This window comes from Priestia sp. BR_2 (genome assembly GCF_041954005.1).
Taxonomy (GTDB): Bacteria; Bacillota; Bacilli; order Paenibacillales; family Paenibacillaceae; genus Paenibacillus_AQ; species Paenibacillus_AQ lautus_A.
Window position 1 is genome coordinate 115,079 of the sequence record NZ_JAVFHM010000071.1, and the last position, 17,405, is coordinate 132,483.

Annotated in this window: 16 protein-coding genes; 5 read left to right on the forward strand and 11 right to left on the reverse strand. The window is 43.0% G+C overall.

From position 1 onward, the window contains the following. Positions 1-10: 10 nt before the first annotated feature. Positions 11-976, reverse strand: coding sequence for an NAD-dependent epimerase (locus tag RB298_RS01930; protein WP_096775345.1), 966 nt, complete (start codon positions 974-976; stop codon positions 11-13). 179 nt (positions 977-1,155) lie between these two features. On the opposite strand from RB298_RS01930, the gene RB298_RS01935 reads away from it, so the two are divergent. Next, positions 1,156-2,169, forward strand: coding sequence for a glycosyltransferase family protein (locus RB298_RS01935; protein ID WP_096775344.1), 1,014 nt, complete (start codon positions 1,156-1,158; stop codon positions 2,167-2,169). 116 nt (positions 2,170-2,285) lie between these two features. Next, positions 2,286-3,563: a nucleotide sugar dehydrogenase gene (locus RB298_RS01940; protein ID WP_096775343.1), complete on the forward strand. Its 1,278-nt coding sequence runs from the start codon at positions 2,286-2,288 to the stop codon at positions 3,561-3,563. A 268-nt stretch (positions 3,564-3,831) separates the two neighbouring features. On the opposite strand, the gene RB298_RS01945 is transcribed toward RB298_RS01940, so the two are convergent. The 10 genes from RB298_RS01945 to RB298_RS01990 all read right to left on the reverse strand — a co-directional run bounded on the left by RB298_RS01945 (position 3,832) and on the right by RB298_RS01990 (position 13,559). Continuing rightward, a complete protein-coding gene (locus RB298_RS01945) occupies positions 3,832-5,133 on the reverse strand; it encodes a UDP-glucose dehydrogenase family protein (RefSeq protein WP_096775342.1) in 1,302 nt (433 codons plus the stop codon). Between the two features lie 42 nt (positions 5,134-5,175). Then, positions 5,176-5,883 carry a glycosyltransferase family 2 protein gene (locus tag RB298_RS01950; RefSeq protein ID WP_255250582.1) on the reverse strand — a complete coding sequence of 236 codons (708 nt, stop codon included), beginning with the start codon at positions 5,881-5,883 and terminating at the stop codon, positions 5,176-5,178. Between the two features lie 233 nt (positions 5,884-6,116). Then, complete coding sequence (locus RB298_RS01955; protein WP_096775340.1) at positions 6,117-6,800, reverse strand: PIG-L deacetylase family protein; 684 nt, start codon at positions 6,798-6,800, stop codon at positions 6,117-6,119. Positions 6,801-7,017: 217 nt separating this feature from the next. Beyond that, positions 7,018-7,602 carry a GNAT family N-acetyltransferase gene (locus RB298_RS01960; protein ID WP_375120643.1) on the reverse strand — a complete coding sequence of 195 codons (585 nt, stop codon included), beginning with the start codon at positions 7,600-7,602 and terminating at the stop codon, positions 7,018-7,020. Continuing rightward, positions 7,599-7,829: an acyl carrier protein gene (locus RB298_RS01965; RefSeq protein ID WP_009591683.1), complete on the reverse strand. Its 231-nt coding sequence runs from the start codon at positions 7,827-7,829 to the stop codon at positions 7,599-7,601. The genes RB298_RS01960 and RB298_RS01965 overlap by 4 nt, the downstream gene beginning before the upstream one ends. Continuing rightward, on the reverse strand, positions 7,826-9,241 hold the full coding sequence (locus tag RB298_RS01970; RefSeq protein WP_375120644.1) for an HAD-IIIC family phosphatase: 1,416 nt from the start codon (positions 9,239-9,241) through the stop codon (positions 7,826-7,828). The genes RB298_RS01965 and RB298_RS01970 overlap by 4 nt, the downstream gene beginning before the upstream one ends. Before the next feature lie 392 nt (positions 9,242-9,633). Continuing rightward, on the reverse strand, positions 9,634-10,815 hold the full coding sequence (locus tag RB298_RS01975; protein WP_096775336.1) for a phosphotransferase: 1,182 nt from the start codon (positions 10,813-10,815) through the stop codon (positions 9,634-9,636). Between the two features lie 221 nt (positions 10,816-11,036). Continuing rightward, the gene (locus RB298_RS01980; protein WP_096775335.1) at positions 11,037-11,762 is read right to left on the reverse strand and encodes a WbqC family protein; all 726 of its coding nucleotides are present in this window, start codon (positions 11,760-11,762) and stop codon (positions 11,037-11,039) included. A gap of 26 nt (positions 11,763-11,788) precedes the next feature. Then, the gene (locus RB298_RS01985; protein WP_096775334.1) at positions 11,789-12,340 is read right to left on the reverse strand and encodes a GNAT family N-acetyltransferase; all 552 of its coding nucleotides are present in this window, start codon (positions 12,338-12,340) and stop codon (positions 11,789-11,791) included. Between the two features lies 1 nt (position 12,341). Next, complete coding sequence (locus tag RB298_RS01990; protein WP_096775333.1) at positions 12,342-13,559, reverse strand: glycosyltransferase family 4 protein; 1,218 nt, start codon at positions 13,557-13,559, stop codon at positions 12,342-12,344. A 246-nt stretch (positions 13,560-13,805) separates the two neighbouring features. Here RB298_RS01990 and RB298_RS01995 point away from each other — a divergent pair, with 246 nt between their 5' ends. From RB298_RS01995 to RB298_RS02005, 3 genes are read left to right on the forward strand one after another with little or no spacing between them, the layout of a single operon-like run. Continuing rightward, positions 13,806-14,654: a hypothetical protein gene (locus RB298_RS01995; protein WP_096775332.1), complete on the forward strand. Its 849-nt coding sequence runs from the start codon at positions 13,806-13,808 to the stop codon at positions 14,652-14,654. Further along, on the forward strand, positions 14,642-16,258 hold the full coding sequence (locus RB298_RS02000) for an adenine nucleotide alpha hydrolase family protein (RefSeq protein WP_486045463.1): 1,617 nt from the start codon (positions 14,642-14,644) through the stop codon (positions 16,256-16,258). Before RB298_RS01995 ends, RB298_RS02000 begins: the two co-directional genes overlap by 13 nt. Positions 16,259-16,282: 24 nt before the next feature. Beyond that, positions 16,283-17,218, forward strand: coding sequence for a glycosyltransferase family 4 protein (locus RB298_RS02005; RefSeq protein WP_486045465.1), 936 nt, complete (start codon positions 16,283-16,285; stop codon positions 17,216-17,218). The last annotated feature ends 187 nt before the right edge of the window (positions 17,219-17,405 follow it).

The window sequence follows — 17,405 nt, forward strand, 5'->3', positions numbered from 1 at the left end:
TCACGCTCACTTAAATAGGGTAATATGCCTTATACCAATCTATAAAATTTCCGATGCCAATCTCAATTGGCGTATCCGGTTTAAAACCGGTATCCTTCATTAGGTCCGAAACATCTGCATAAGTTACCGGGACATCCCCGGGTTGAAGCGGCATGAAACGCTTGTCTCCCACTTTGCCCAGCTTCTTTTCGATGATTTCTATGAATGCGATCAAGTCGACAGGGCTATGGTTACCGATATTGTAAACCTTATAAGGAGTCGGATTCGGTTTAGGATTCAAGGGAATCAAACGAACGATCCCTTCGACAATATCATCAATGTAGGTAAAATCCCGTTTCATCTTCCCGTTATTGTAGATGTGGATCGGCGAACCTTCAAGGATCGCTTTCGTGAAAATAAACAGGGCCATGTCGGGTCTACCCCACGGACCGTACACTGTAAAAAATCGTAATCCCGTCGTAGGCAAACCGAAAAGGTGGCTATACGTATGCGCGAGAAGCTCGTTTGCTTTCTTAGTTGCGGCATATAGGCTAATGGGACGATCAACCGTATCTGCCGTCGAATAAGGCAAGGATGTATTTAACCCATAAACCGAGCTGGACGAAGCATAGATCAAATGTTCAATTTTATGATGGCGACAAGCTTCTAAAATGTTCGTAAATCCGACGATGTTTGAATCGATATAGGTATGCGGGTTTTCCAAACTATACCGAACACCTGCCTGTGCAGCCAGGTTTATTACGATCTTAGGCTCCCATTGCTTAAACAGTCGCTCAATCCCGTCACGATCCTCTAAATTCCCCTTCTGAAAAATAAAGTTCGGACGTTTTAATAACTCGAGCCTGCTTTTCTTCAAGGTAACATCATAGTAGTCATTCAAATTATCCAGTCCGATAACTAGATGTCCTTCTTTCAGAAGCCTAGCAGTAACATGTGAACCAATAAAGCCGGCACAACCCGTGACAAGGATAGACATATTTTCACCTCCCCATGACAAATCATAGGATAATATATGTCCCCGCGTTCCTAGTGAAACGGCGTATGTATATATATCGCCGATTTAACGCTTGCCCAATCGTGTATTCGTTAATAAACATAAACTATTGAAGCAATTAGCCTTAATGGCATTTATCAATATGAAGAGGAGGAATCCGGGTGAAAGTGCTTCACCTGCCGGTTGGCAGGCAGATGATCGAGATGTGCGCTGCATTGCGTGATATCGGTGTCGATGCTACTTCTTGCCATTTCAGGGAGCGAAGTATTCTTCAACAGCCTGATCAATGCCTGCACTTGGAACGGTTAAGCGGTGCCGAAAGAAAAAAGCAACGGGAAGAGTTTCTGGCTGAAGCAATTGAGCAATACGATGTGTTTCATTTTCATTTTGGTGAGACGTTCTTCAAGGACAGGTCGGACTTAGCCATTCTTAAAAACCACGGCAAGAAATTAGTGGTTCAGCACCGGGGCTCAGACGTACGCATGTTCTCCGTCGCCAGCAGCTTCGGCAATCCGTTTGTACGTGTGAAAGGTGGGCGGCGCAGGGAGGAGAACAAAATTAGACATAAACTAGAGGAGTTGTCGGAGTACATCGACCACGCAGTTGTTGCTGATTATGAACTTTATCCTTATATCGAAAAATATTACAAATATGTCCACGTTCTCCGACAGTTCATCACGCTGGATAAATTCATCCCCGTTTATCCATCCAAAGATAGCGAAAGTCCGTTAATTATACATGCACCGACAAACCCCTATTTGAAGGGCACTGAATATGTTTTAGAAGCCGTTGAACGTCTTCGAAGAAATAACATACAGTTCGACTTTCAATTGGTAGAGAATATGACACATGACAATGCGATTCAATGCTACCGCAAGGCAGATATTATCATCGATCAGCTTCTTCAAGGCTCGTTCGGCGTGTTTGGACTAGAAGGAATGGCGCTTGGTAAACCTGTGCTGTGCTATATTCGCGAAGAGCTGAGGGATAAATACCCGCCTCTGCTGCCCATTGTCAATGTGGATCCGAACAACCTTTATCGTGTGCTTGAGCAGCTTATCCTGAAACCACGGTTGCGTCATCTCATTGGATTGGCTAGCAGGGAGTATATAGAGGATTATTACGACTCTCGTTCGCTGGCAAAGGATCTAAAACAAATTTATATGAATTTGTAAACGATTAAATCACTTTTATTTATCCACTCATTGGTAAATAGTGATATATATCCCATATCAAGTATATTTAACACCGCATACTATAGCATTATTCGAACAGTGAAGGTGGGATAAACTTGAATCGTAAAATTGCCGTAATCGGCCTTGGATATGTAGGACTTCCTCTCGCGCTGACGTTCTCGAGGGAAGGCTACCAAGTGAGCGGAATCGATCTTGACCTCAATAAGATTCATTCAATAAAGATAGGCAAGAGCTATTTGCTTGATATATCAGACGATATCCTTCATTCCGAGGTGATCTCGGGAAATTTATCCGCCACGAATGATTTCAGTGTTGTTGCCGATGTTGATGCCATCATCATTTGCGTACCGACACCATTAAATGAAGAACACGTTCCTGATCTTAGTTTCTTAATAAGTGCCGGGAATATGTTAAATGAGCACATTCAAAAAGGACAAACGATCATTCTGGAGAGCTCTACTTATCCGGGCACTACAAAAGATGTATTGAAACCATTGCTGGAGAAAAAAGGCCTTAAGGCAGGCATAGATTTTTATCTTGGCTACTCCCCTGAACGCATTGATCCCGGCAACCAGCAATTTACGTTCCAGGCCATACCAAAGCTGATCAGCGGCATCACGGAAATGTGTGCGCAAAAAGTTTATGAACTGTATAGCTTGGTCTTTGACCAAGTCATAAAAGTATCTTCGACAGAAGCGGCAGAGCTGACAAAGTTATTAGAAAACACATATCGTTATGTTAATATATCGTTTATTAACGAATTTGCGACGCTATGTGATCATCTAAAAATTGATGCATGGGAAGTTATCGATGCTGCCGGTACGAAGCCCTACGGTTTTACGAAGTTTTTTCCGAGTCCTGGAGCAGGAGGCCACTGTATCCCCGTAGATCCATTGTATCTTCAATGGAAGGTGAAGGAAGCAGGGCTGCATAGTTCCTTCATCGAATCGTCCGCAGTAATAAATCAGAAAATGCCTGCTTATATTGTGAATCAAGTTAAAGCGCAAATTCATTCCAATTGGAAGGAAGCCAGGATTCTTGTTATCGGCATTACCTACAAGAAGGATGTCAATGATATACGCGAATCCGCGGCAATTGAAATCATGCGTCTATTAACTCAGGAAGGATGTTATCTGGAATATCATGATCCTCTAATATCACGCATGACATTGGATGGTGTAACCTATCAAAGCATCGATCTCACCGAGGGAAATCTCGCAAACGCGGATTGCGTTATCATCGCGACCGATCATTCCCAGCTGCCGGTGGAGTTTATTGTGAAACATGCATCACTAATCTATGATGCACGAAATATTACAAGAGGCCTTACCGGAAGAGGTAAAATCATCCGCTTAGGGGGAGGCGGGAATTGAATAACATAGTTGCCATTTAAATGTCAGCCAATCTAGAATATGACCGCTCGTATAGAATGCGAGCGGTCTTTTTATCTTAAAGACTCTCTTATTTAAAGTCTATATTTTGGATATAATCCCCATTATAAGCATAGTTCAAAAGAATCCGATATATTGCTCGAAATCTATTGCCCGATGCTGATTTATAGTAAAGTCTTGTTGTAATTTTCACTCAAACAAATAGACCTTCCTGACTCCTCAGAAAGGTCTATCTTGACTCCACTATCATTCAATTTCTTCCTACACCCCAATATTGAAAACCAACACTCTTCAGCATTTCTCTATCTAGAGCGTTACGGCCGTCATAAATCAGGGTTCCTTTCATTAAAGACTTTATTTTCCGCCAATCCAGATGTAAAAACTCCTTCCATTCCGTACAAATCGCAACTGCATCTGCATCCTCGACTGCTTGATAAGCATCATTCGCGATAGAAATATCGAGAACCTGCTCTTCTACTTTATGGTTGGCGACAGGATCAAATCCAACTACTATCGCCTCTTCTTCTAGCAACCTTCGACATAACCTTAACGAAGGCGCCTCCCTGATATCATCGGTGTCGGGTTTAAAGGCTAAACCCAGTAACGCAATCCGTTTTCCTTTCAAATCCATCATCGTTTCTTTAATCTTGTTCATAAACCAGTCCGTTTGCGTTTGATTGATCTCTTGGACGATTTTTAAGAGATTCATTTCCACACCGGCTTCGCGCCCCATCATGATAAGGGAGGAGATATCTTTAGGGAAACAGGATCCTCCATAACCAAGTCCCGCCGACAAAAAATAGTCCCCTATCCTTTTGTCCGCACCAACCCCTTTGGCTACTTCGGTTACATCTACCTCCAGACGATCGCATAACCTAGCTATTTCATTGATAAACGTAATTTTCGTGGCTAGAAACCCATTCGAAGCATACTTTATCATTTCCGCTTCTCGCGGACTCGTAATTTGCTTAGGCACATCGATTTTTTGATACAGCTTTAGCATAACCTCGGTAGCCTTAAGCGACTGGCAGCCGAGAATAATTCGATACGGATTCCTCGCACCCTGTAAAGCCATTCCTTCCTGTAAAAACTCGGGATTAGATACCACATCAAACGTTACTGTATAATCTCTCGTAATTAATTGATCGTTAATGATGGATTCTATGCGGCCCGTAGTGCCGACTGGCGCAGTGCTTTTATTGACTATGACTCTATGTTCTTTAATATGTCGGCCAATCTCCATAGCTACGGCATCAATGTATTTCATATTCGTACGGCCATCTGTCACGGAAGGAGTGCCAACCGTAATGAATAATACCTCCGCTTTATCCACAGCTTCTTCCACCCTATTAGTGAATTCAAGGGTTTGCTGTTTTAATAACGACTGTATAACAGATTCCACACCGGGTTCATAGATTGGAAGCCTACCTTTTTTCAATTGATCTATTTTTTTATCATCCTGATCCACACCTATGAGCTGATAGCCTAATTCTCCAAGCGAAGCGATTGTAGTGATCCCGACATATCCTGTACCTATCACCGCAATTTTCATATATCACCTTACCTTAGACCATCTTTCGTAGCGATACCCTAGCTAAACGACATCATCACGGGTAATTCTCGGGATAAAATTGTTGGTATACCTGACTAATTTACATCTGGCCATGTAGTTCCCCGTACTCGTTTTTTGCGTATGCGAATGAATATCTTTTCTCCTTATACACACATAATTGTGTTTAGACACCGAGTAAATTTTATACCCCTTTCTCTTACACCTTCTTAAAAAATCCGAATCGCTCCCATTTACTTGCTTCTCATCGAATTTAATCTTATTCCATACATCCTTCTTAAATACAAGAGTTCCTCCCTTAACCTTTCTTCGGTACTTCCTTTCGCCTCCATCTCTAAATAGCATTAGGGCTTTTTTCTCCTCAAAATAAATAAAAGCCGTATGCTTCCCGACAATAGACGCTTTACTGCGAGCAAGAGCATCAAGTGATTCCTTTAAATAGCACGGAGCATAATAATCATCATCATCAAATTTTGCAATGACATTGTATTTTGCTTTCTTGATACCATAATTCAAGCAGGCACCTAAGTTATACTTCTCTGACACCTTATAAACGGTTACGCTCTTATGTTTACCAGCCATCTTCCTCCAATATTTAATATCCATATCATCTCGATTTAAAATGATAATCATTTCTTTGTTTTTTACTTTCTGGCGTACATAATTTTGGAATATATTATTCATAAAATCAGGTCTCATGGTACTAACTATGATTGAAACTATCGGACTCACCCCTTTGTCGTGTCGGCTTTCCTCTTATTGTTAGATTATGAATCATATCTTAAGTGGTGAACGGCGAATGCATTAGATCATTCACATAATATCTATGCAACTATGATTCATTTTGCTTGCATTTATAAAAAACCTTTTCAATGTGGCTAGCATATGTAGTGGGGCACACGACCAAGAGCCTGAACCATGGGTACGGTTCAAGCTATTTACCTTGATCATTTCCTTCCCTAGAATTAAAATAACAAAGCTCTTATCAAATGGTATTTCTCTGCGTAATCAAATCCTACTTCCATTCCTCGTTTAGCTGCCCATTCCCGTACAGATTCCGGAGAAATCAAATGACGGGGTTCCCGCAGCTGTGATTTGTGTTTACGTAATGCTTCTATCTTCTTGTCTATCGTATCACTTATATCCAAGTACAATTCTCCAACGTCAGCTAACTTTGGATACTGCCAAACAATAAGAGGGTATTCGTACATGGCAATAACTTTATAGTGCCGATCAGGAATCGGCCGCAGGCCTGTCAGACAAGCTTCAGATAGTACCTTGTGATCTTGATTGAAGCTGGGATAAGGCAGGAATACCATAGTAGGATTAAATCCTGTTAAATATTTATCAATTTTTGTTACAATTTCTTTTTTAGGAACTGTATCCAGAATACTCTCTTTATCATCATACATGATGTCCCAGTCATGGCATCCTAGGTATTTCAACGCTGCAAAAAACTCCTTCTTACGTGAATTTTTACTCACTGGCTTCTCTCTGTGCCAAAAAAATGTGTTTCCAACCGATGCCAAAACAACCTTGACAGTGTTATTATATCTGCAAGCCTTTTCTATCAATCCACCGCATCCCAATACTTCATCATCAGCATGTGGTACAAATATGAGAATTCTCTCATTTCCTGATTCGAGCATAATCTCACCCTCCCTTTAACTAGATGTTAGCGGAAAGCCTGTCCTTTCACTTCCTATTAATATTTATATGAAACTCTTAAAAAATGTTCTTGGACTTTAGAAAGATTATGCTAAATACCCGCCATCCGAATCTAAAAAAGGACTGATCAACAACGAAATGACAGCGAGTGTATCGCTGTCATCAACTGGTATTATGCGATTTTTTTCGTAACGAACGTTATCCTTCCGAATTCTCCCCGAGCAGACGCTCCGCTAAAATGGCGGGCTTCTCTAAACGTTGTTGTACCGTTGGCCAGTTCTCCTTCGTAGCCGTATGAATAACCATATCGTAAGGGACCCCCCTGATCGTCAGGCCATTGCGTTCGATTCCGGTTCGCGGCAGCCCGCAGTGATCATGAAAAGAAACGACGCTCGCATTCTCGATAACCGTATTGGAAAACACACTGGACAAACCCAGAATATCGAACGCAACGTGAAAAATAAGCCATACGCTGGCAGGAGCGGCTGGGATCGAATCGGAAATGATCCATCTTCCCCAATTGCCGGCTTGACCATCAATATCATAGATCGCGATGGTTCCGATCGGCACTCCCGAGAGAAGCTCAATGCAGAAGTAATAATCGCCCTCTCTATGAAAATATTCTTTCAACCATGCTTCATGCACAGCATAACGGGAGTCGATTTCTCCGATGTACTTCGATAACTCAGGGGACCTTCTTAGCTTGAAAATAAATTCGGCGTCGTCCATCGTAATCGGTCTTAATCGAATGCCGAAACGTTCAACGGTGATGTTGTGGTTCACGACTTCACCTCAATGATCCTGGCGATGTCATCCAAGCTTTGAATACCCGCTACTTCCCTGATGGAAAAGCGAACATCGAACTGCTCTTCAAGGCGAAGAATGAGCTCCATATGCTTTAAAGAATCCCAATTCGGCAATTCTTCCCGCTTTGGATTACCATGAGGCGGTATCGGGGTGTTCAACACCTCGGATAAGATCGACCCAATTTGTTTGCGTATTTCCGTCATCGATTTACCTCCACTCTGGCAGGATGGTTCCCGCAAGCAGCTTTTACACGTGCATAGAGATCCCTAAGCGGCAGCTGTTCCGGCGAGCCCTCAACAAAACGCTTTATCCAGTCCAAGGCGGGGGCATTCCGCGGCCCCTGGGACATCTCAATGTGGATACGCTGCACTCCGCGATCCATCAATTTCTCCAAGGTCCAGGCAAAGGTTACCGTTTCAATGTCACGTCCAAGCGCCCTGCAGCTAAAAAGCGTCTCGATTAGATGCGCTTGTTCGCCATCCAACCTGCATACAAAGGTGCCGATAATTCCGCTGTCTGACAGTATATCCGATAGGCCAACCGTAATCGTAACGTATTTGGAGGCGTCCATAACGTCATTTGCTTCATTTTCTGTCATACGCCTTAAAGCCAGGTTAAACTGATTTGTTTTATGACTTAGATCATACAGCCGCTTGACATGGGAAGCTTCATTCTCATAAATGGTAATGACCATGTTCAAGCTGTCTAAATAGGAATGGTAATCCGATGCTGTTTGCCTGATCTTCTCTCTTGCCTGATTGGCCTGGATATCCGTTGTTCGGGATACGGCAATGTCATCCCGGTGAAGTTGATACAATCCGGGAAAATGACATAAACCCAGCATCGTTTCTTCACCGTTTCGTTTGGCACGGAGAAGGCGCACCTCCGGTAATTCTGCAGCCATCTTCACCAATTCCGCCGGATTGTCATCCACAAACAAGAAGGCAGACGGATCGATATTCAGTATTTGAGAGAGCCGATTCAGATTTTCTGCTTTTGTCTGCCAATTTGCACGAACAGCGGCAAAATCGTCCCATCTCAGCGGAAAATCGGTGCGCGCATCGAACAGTGCTTTAACATCTTCCTCCTCATTTCGGCTGCATAAGGTAAGCATAATTCCTGATTGTTTTAGTTGAAGCAGCAGCCTTTGCAACCGATGATGGCCTTCCGTTAACGTTACCCCTTCAGCTCCTTCTTCTCCCAGGACTCCGTGATATAGCGTATCATCTAGATCCAGTGCAATCGCTTTAAGCCTTGGAACCAAGGAAGCGGGCAAGAGTTGGACGCCAAGGTGACGGGAAATCATCGTTGTTGCCTGATTGGAAAATGGGTAGTTGCTGATTTCTTCGTTCCGATAATCATAGAAGGATTCGGTGCCTTCATGGGCCAATTGGGCTAAATCGATCAGAACACAGCCCGTGTTGTTCTCAACCGCCTCCAACAAAAACGAATTTAACTTCCGGAACCATCCACGGTCGCTGGCACGGAAGCTGAGCACCCTATCGGCATCTTCCAAGGACTCCGGCCAGTTATTTATCCAGATCGGTTTATCCGTTACCATTCGCAGTTTAACGATCCGTTCATTCAGCCATTGTCCAGCTTCTTGTGCACTCATAGAGCGGGCGTAAATCCGCCAATCTAACCAGATGATATATACATCCGCCTGAGCTTCCCCTCCAATACCGGACAGAGCGCTATCATAATCCGAGTAATCAAAACAGACATCAGCCTCCCATAATCCGCAAAACGGAGACATCAAATTGGCAACAAACTCAAAGGGCATCGTTCTGTCAACTCGTATTCGGAAGGTTCGAATGCTTGGAAGCTTCGGGCTTCCTGCAATCCGACTCCTGGAGGGAAGGGAGCACAGTAGAGAATCCGCTAAATCTAAACGGGTTAACACATGATTCATTCCTATACCTCCCTCCTGTTTTCAGAGCTTTGACCTGGCCATCATGCCAATGTTTCTGATACTCCCGGATCCCTATCCCGCTAAAACCATTGGCATTAATATAACCCGAGCTCCTTACCCCACACATTGATTCTTTCTAGATAATGATCCAATAAATGAACCGTCTTCAGATCCTCCACGCCCCAAAAAAGCTGCTGGAACAAGCTGCGTTCCAAAACGCGCTGCAAATAAGCCATTTTGTACAACGTAACCGGGTCGGTATCGAACCGAATTCCATATTTGAGCATTTCTGCGGCATATAAAGGCGCACAGCGTTCAATTACGGCATATTCGTCGCCTCTCCAGTCCTTGCGGTATGCAAAAAACACACCCATTAAATTAAACATATCGAACCAGCAAGGTGAGAAACGTGCACCTTCCCAATCGATAAACTTAATGTTCCAGTTCTCTTCGGCTACATTGTGGCAGCCGATATTCGGTGTTTGCAGATCATTGTGAATGATGCTTTTACCTGCCTGCAGAAGCTCGGGAAAATAAATAGGTCCCTTTTGTAACATGGTACGGACATTAACGTAGCTAGACTCCAGCCTCGCCTTTAATTCGGGACGTTCCATTGCCTTATCCAGATATTCTATAGTTCTTTGATGCGTTTTCTGGCGTTCTTGCGTTGAGGCGGGGGAATCGTAAAGCGGGAGCCATTCCTCGAATGTTTCCCAATGACTATAAAAATTGTCGTTATAGGTTAACGCGTGAAGTTTCGCCAAGGAAGGGATAATCCGGTCGAAATAATCAGGTGTAAAGATAACCTGACCCTTTACTTGAGGGACGAACTCCATGAATACCCATACATCATCACCATTCATACCTTCCACGATCAGATATATGTTAGGTATCAGATCCGATAAAATATGGGTTGCTTTTCGGTACATGTTTAACTCGATAAGTTTCTGTTCGTTCACGGGTGCTTTGAATATCTTTAAAATCATTGGATATTTTTGTCCGTTTGCCGTAATTTCGAGTTTCCAGATTGCACTCTTGAATGTTTCTTTCAAACACTCCATATTTCCGTCGTTCAAAACAACGGAAGAACCGAAATGGCTTGCAATCTGATCAGCGCATCCAAGCTCCCGCCACTTCAGACTTATATCGTTAAGAGGCGGGTTTGCCAATAAGGCTTGTGCATCCTCAAGCCCTTTATTATATCCATCTTCTTTTCCCTTTTTAAATCCATCCGTACGACCTTGCTCGAACCCTTCCGAATTTCCTGTTTTCACCATATCCGCGATCCTCCACTCCGTATTCCTTTTATATCCTATGTGGAGGACCTCCGACATGACATTAAAAAAACGCGATTTAACATTCCGTATACACGATTTAACATTCTGCGAATAAATGAATCACGATTGACAACCATTTTAGCTGATCTCCGTAGATTGGCCTTCTACTATCTGATTCTAAAAAAAAATCACGAGCATCGATCTCGTGATTTCTAGCGCATTTATTCATACCTCTTCCAGCCGGTTGTTCCCCCAGCCAGAAGCAGTTCTTTCGCGTCATCCAGACTCACATTGGAAATGAGATCCAAAATGGATAGATTCCCTACAAAGTTCCCTTTGCCCTGAGGATACTCAGGGCATTTCCAGTCTTGTACGATAACGCTCAGATTACGACTCCGAAAATGATTGAGGTCAACGTATAGCTCAAAACCGATCCCACCACCAATATACTGACTCCCTTCCAGTTTAGAAACAATCTCCGCGATGCGCTCGGAAGCTTTAAACTCAGTTGCTAGGCCTGCAGAGCCAATGATCTCCCCATGCCACCCCAATTTTCGCAGCATATCCACCGTGAATTGTTCGCAGAACATCTGAAAACTGGAATTTAGTCTTTGATGATGATGAATATATTCAATGGCAGCTGACCAGAGCATCTCAAAATATGGGCTTTTGCGATAAGCATGGTGAAGTGTCGTTTGCAGCCTCTGGATCCAATCATGGTGGTATGCAATGGAGGCTGCATTGATTTTCACCCGATTTCCGCCAGGTATCGGTATCGTAAACAAATGCTCGCATCCGTTTATTTTCAAAGAAAACCGAGTCTGCCCCACCTTCTTATTAAGCTGGACATCATCCAGCATAACCCAGATGTCACTGTTCATGATTCTATTGAAGTAGTGAAGGGGGGGAAAGACATTGGGTTGATAAACGCATATCCTCTTTGACATCTCGTCCTCCTCCCATCATGATGATCTTACTTGTCTAAATAAATCAATGCATACTTGATCCCGTAATCATCCTGAAAATGATCATCAAATATGTGGACATTCGACCTCCCCATTTCGCTAAAATGGCAGGTCATATAGGCTTTGTCGGCAATTTTTGCCCCCAGCAGCTTGGCAAAGGGTAACGATATTTTATGATCCGTTCGAATAATGGCCGTAAACGTCTTATATTGGGGCATTATCTTCCAATCCTGATAAGCTCTATACATGAGCTTCCTGCCTATATTATGACCGGCATGCTGGGGATGCACAGCGACCCGATGTACGTGAGAAACGCCTGGAATCGGTTCGGAGCAAATCAGGAAGGCCGTGAGTTTATCGATATCACTCTTCACAACGCTATAGCTTAAATCATATTTCCCCGGCAGATCAGCAAGGAATTGACGTTCTCCCCATTCTTCGGTTGAGTATAAGTGTCCTCGCTTTAAATAAACCAGATGCTCCACTTCAATTAAGTCTGATAAATAATGTTGCATATTGTTCCTATCCAGCTTTACGATAGAAAGTCCTTTGTCCAGCATATCATTGCCCACTCCTTGTCGCCGACTTCATACTCATGGCACGGGTATACACATTTAATACCCGCTTGGTCATCGTGCTTAGCGAACAATGTTTCAAGCTCCATGATTCGGAATTGCTGCTTAGTCGTTTACGCACTCCCCGATTCTCAAGCAGCTTCTTCATTTCTCGATAAAGCGCTTGACTGTTGCCTGGAGGGACCAAGAGTCCGTTCTCTGAGTGATCCACCATTTCAGTGATCCCCCCAGCCTTGGAGCCTATTATCGCTTTACCGGCTACTTGAGCTTCGATTAATGAGTAAGGATAGTTATCTTCGAGGCTAGGAATTACAAAAATATCTGCCTGTTTTAATAGGGCGGGAATATCGTCGCGCCGTCCCAAAAATTTAACATATTTCCCCAGACCATGCCGTTTGGATTTTTTCTTAAGCGCTTTTTCCATGCCTCCTTTTCCGACAATCCAGCAGACCCAATCGCTCCGTTTCTTTTTCAACTGTGCCAAGGAATCAAGCAATACATGCTGACCTTTGACTTTTTCAAGCCGTCCGGTACATATAATAATCTTTTTATTTGATGGACTGCTGAGTCCAGTATTTTTGTTCATCTGACGCTTAAAGGCCGGAATATCGATTCCATTGGAAATGACCTGGATATTCTCTGTAGGGATCCCGCATCTTAGGCACACATTCAATAGCCATCTCGAAGGTACAATGGTTTTATCGCTTCGCTGAATAACCTCTGATTCGAAGGAGGATAATAGATTCCATCCCGTAGAGCCGGGTTTTATGAGTCCGTAATAATAGTATTCGGCCGTAACGCAGCCGTGCAAAGTGAGTATTACTGGAGTTGAGCGGGGGTTGTAGACATCCAGTACGCTGGCAGAGATGATTTCCTGAGCATGAATAACCTGGTATTGTTCCAAATCTATGGATCGAACTGCATCGAAATATTTCTTAGCCTCATCCTGAATTTTATCAAGAAACTTCCATACTCTTTTGCCTACCCAACCTGAAGACAATAATGGATGGCTTCTACCGCTGGACTTTTTTCTTTTTATAAGATAACGCCCGTTCGATGTTGTGAGATAGTATTCACCATGATGCCTAGCTAATATCTCTACTTCATGGCCGTTTTTTTCAAGTCCCGCCTTTAACTCGTGCATGTATTTCCCGAGTCCGCCTCTCGGCGGATAGGCATATATTGTTGTAAGAAGTATTTTCATAGAGTGTCACCCTCCTTAAATCTAGTAAAGTTTGATATATGTTATGCAGTGTTGTTAAGGTTTGAAGGGTATATATGAACTATTTATTTGAGCATTCTCATAATTCCGTTTTTGACTTAATGACAGAATCAGGATAATCCTGCTCTTTCGTTTTGAGTCACTCCTATTCATTTTTGGGTTTAAGCCGTTTCCATTTCATCATGAGCAGCATTAAATGTATAAACGATGTGAATAGGAGGTTCAGCTTTGAAAAAACCGCTCTGCGTCTCCGTATTCGTATTTGGGAGCTACACAAGATTCATACCTTATTATGTATATAGCGTACTCAAGAGTTACCCCGAGTATTATGTGAAAGTATTTACCAATAAACCTCTCTCCCGCAATGAAAATAAGTGTCTTCACCTCATTAGAAGAAATTTGTCCGACCATTTTGAAATAAAGGAACATTATTTTAGCGATCATCATATAACGGATGCCAAAGTCGGGAAAGCGATGAGATTTTTGATTCCTCGTAGTGAATACAAGGATTATGAAAATGCGTATATTGGCGATGTCGATTTTTTAATTGTCAAAGAATCACCCACACTATTAGAAGGACATCTAGCGCATTGTGATAAGATCAACTTGCCTTTCAGCAACCAAATTAGACCCAATTCCAAGAGGTTAACAGGATTACATTTCTTCCGAGTGAAACCATATTATAAGACCATGCAGTCGATGATCAAATATTACCGAAAAGAAAAAGAAATTTTAAATAAAGTGCTTCAACCGATGGGAACGAACGAAGAGTTCCTGTATCAATTAATGAAGGATGGTTTCGGTTTCGGGAAAATAGAGGATCACCCCTATAGACCGCATCATGGCTTCCACTTGGGTATTTTCCGAACTGGCGATCACGAGAAAAAATTCAACATATATCTAAAAAGGGGAAGCACGGAGCAAATTGTAGAAACACCACCGTATCCCCTATTAAGAAATCAATTGCTAGACTTCTATTCGGACCCCTTGTTCCGAAAGATCCGAGAATACAATCCTATTATGGAACTTAAAGTATTACACCGACTATTGAGGAGGTACAAGGATTGTCCAAAGTAATTTACGTTTGTTTAAGAAACCCATCGTCGATGGCGGTAGAGAAGGATCGGGTCAAGCGCGTCTGTGACAATCTCACTCCAGATAACCTTGATCCCCACCCTGCCATCGTGACGGCTAATGATAACGTGATCATCGGAATATTCAATCCAGTCCCCTCGATTATGCTCAAAGCAGCTAGTGTCTGCTTGGGCAATCTTCTTGGATCGCCATCAGAGTGGCATCAACCCGGGAGCAAAATTCCCGATGGCACTTACGCGTTAATTCGTGGCAATTCAAATGAAATGGAAGCCATTGCCGATTATGTTGGATCACGTACAATATGGTATGTACACACCAAAGATTTGTTTATCGCATCCACCTCTCAACGAATGATTATTGCTTACTTGGGTAGTTACCGTCCCGACAGAAATGTCTACTCTTGGATATTATCGACAGGTTCTCTGGGGCCAGGATTATCATGGGATAAGAGAATTAAATGCTTACCGGGGAATAGCAGGTTTATATTAAACAGAGAATCATGGACAGCAAGACTGGAGCAGGGAACCGTTCGATTCCAAGAATCCAATCTTCGTTATCAGGATCATTATGAACGGCTGAAAAAGGCGATAGAGGTCACCATGAATTCGATGCGGATCGATTATGCCCAGTGGGCACTCCTCCTGTCCGGAGGACAGGATAGCAGGACGATCTTGTTGCATCTACCGAACCCTAAGAAAATCAATACCCTTACTTGGGGGCTGAAAAGTTCGATCAAGGTGAAAAATTCAGATGCCTATATCGCCAAAAAAATCGCCGATTACATTGGCTGTCCGCATCAATATTATCCGACAGACATATCAGCTCATCTGTCCCTCAGAACGTTGTTCGACCGTTTTCTTTCCATTGGAGAAGGGAGAATTGATCACTTTTCAGGTTATGCGGATGGTTTTAATCTTTGGAACAAACTACACGCCCAAGGGGTGTCAGGAGTCATCAGAGGGGATGGAGGATTTGGTTATGTGCCCTGCAAAGACGAACAAGATGTTCGATTCAGGGTGGGTATGCCGCTTCTCACTGACTTTGTCAATCTGACCGACCGTTTGCATCAAATCGGAATAGCACCGAATTTGCTACCGCACCATTTAAATAGAAAGAAGACGGAATCGATCCCCTTATGGCGTGATCGGTTGTTCCATCAATACAGAATTCCTTCGATACACGCAGCTCTGAATGACCTTAAACTGTCTCATGTAGAAATTGCTAACCCTTATCTGTCTAGAAGAATCATTTTAGAAGCAAGGAAATTACCCGACCACCTGCGAACAAGCAAGAAATTGTTTAAGGATATTGCCAATGCCGTCAATCCAGGGATTGATTATGCACAATACCGCTCTACAGCAAGAACCAAAGATCTTCTGAACCAGAACGAAACGATCGCTTTTCTCAAGAAAGAAATCCGACATTCGAAAGTGCTGCCGAATTCATTAAAGAACTTGCTGGATAAGGAAATGGCCCCCCACCCCAACAAAATCCGGCACCATATGAACATAAATGTGCTAGGATTTCGTGCATTCATCATTGCTAGCATGAATACGATTCTCACAAAGGACGCAAGTCTCTTATAACCATTGACGACTGGAGGGCGGACGTTGGGTAAAAATAAAGTACGATCCGTATTGTTGGGGGCGGACCGCCCCTTCTGTGCTTTCGATCACAGGGCTAACGATATAATGAATGTGCCTATGGAGCAAATTCAATTTCACTTAAAATATTTCCCTCAAGTCACACTAAGCGATCGCAACCGATTTGATCTTATTTATGCGATGTCGCTTGATATCGCACTCAAAATTCATAAAATGGATGTCCCTTTAAATAAAATAGCTGCAGGGATTACCTCAAGACGAATATTCGAAAAACACATGACCGATCAAAAAAAGTTCAAACCCGAATTCATCACCTTCATCAGAGAGTTGCGGGGGGTAAACTCGGCATCTTCAGAATTTATACATGAATTCCAACACATTCGCACCGTTCATAAAACCCCCGTAGGTGTGAATGAGAAGCTATTTACCCCAATGAAGAAGAACAACCATACTCCCCAACTGCTTAAAGTTGGCTGGGTCGGTCGAATTGATCGGATTGACAATCGAGAGCTCAAAGGATATGACATGGTCATCTCAGCTCTCAAGGGATTACCTGTTCAATTGGAAGTTCGTTCTCTGTTTGATAACTATGCACCCCGAGATAAAATGGTGGAGTTCTATCAGAGTTTAGACCTATTCATCTGTTCCAGTCGTTCGGAGCATATCCCCATGCCGATTCTTGAAGCTGCTTCTTCCGGTATTCCGATTATTACAACTAAGGTTGGAATTGTACCCGAATTAATTAAATCTCATCGTAACGGTATTATCGTTAAACGCAGACGTTCAGCCATACGGAAGGCTGTACAGTATATGATTGACCATCCTGATGAACGAAAAGCGATGGGCGCCAACGTTCGTCAGTCTGTTCTAAAGTGTTGGAAATGGACAGATTGTGCAAAAGTTTGGGAACAATTCTTCATGAGTCTAATGGAGAAGGAGTAAGAGAACAGAAACTAACCCGTAATAATAAGATAGGGGAACCACTCTAATGGCTCCCTTTATCGAACCGCACGTGCCCTACTAAGGCATACGACTCACCAACGTGATTCACTTTATAATCAATACGTCGCTAAACGTTGTGTAATATGCATCTTTCAACGCGGTCGGGAGCGTAGTACTCTTGTCCGCG

Bases quoted from the DNA above. Each gene is read 5' to 3' on its own strand.
- RB298_RS01930 (WP_096775345.1), bottom strand. From the start codon at position 976: ATGTCTATCCTTGTCACGGGTTGTGCCGGCTTTATTGGTTCACATGTT.
- RB298_RS01945 (WP_096775342.1), bottom strand. From the start codon at position 5,133: ATGAAAATTGCGGTGATAGGTACAGGATATGTCGGGATCACTACAATC.
- RB298_RS01955 (WP_096775340.1), bottom strand. From the start codon at position 6,800: ATGCTCGAATCAGGAAATGAGAGAATTCTCATATTTGTACCACATGCT.
- RB298_RS01965 (WP_009591683.1), bottom strand. From the start codon at position 7,829: ATGACGGAAATACGCAAACAAATTGGGTCGATCTTATCCGAGGTGTTG.
- RB298_RS01970 (WP_375120644.1), bottom strand. From the start codon at position 9,241: ATGAGTGCACAAGAAGCTGGACAATGGCTGAATGAACGGATCGTTAAA.
- RB298_RS01975 (WP_096775336.1), bottom strand. From the start codon at position 10,815: ATGGTGAAAACAGGAAATTCGGAAGGGTTCGAGCAAGGTCGTACGGAT.
- RB298_RS01980 (WP_096775335.1), bottom strand. From the start codon at position 11,762: ATGTCAAAGAGGATATGCGTTTATCAACCCAATGTCTTTCCCCCCCTT.
- RB298_RS01985 (WP_096775334.1), bottom strand. From the start codon at position 12,340: ATGCTGGACAAAGGACTTTCTATCGTAAAGCTGGATAGGAACAATATG.
- RB298_RS01990 (WP_096775333.1), bottom strand. From the start codon at position 13,559: ATGAAAATACTTCTTACAACAATATATGCCTATCCGCCGAGAGGCGGA.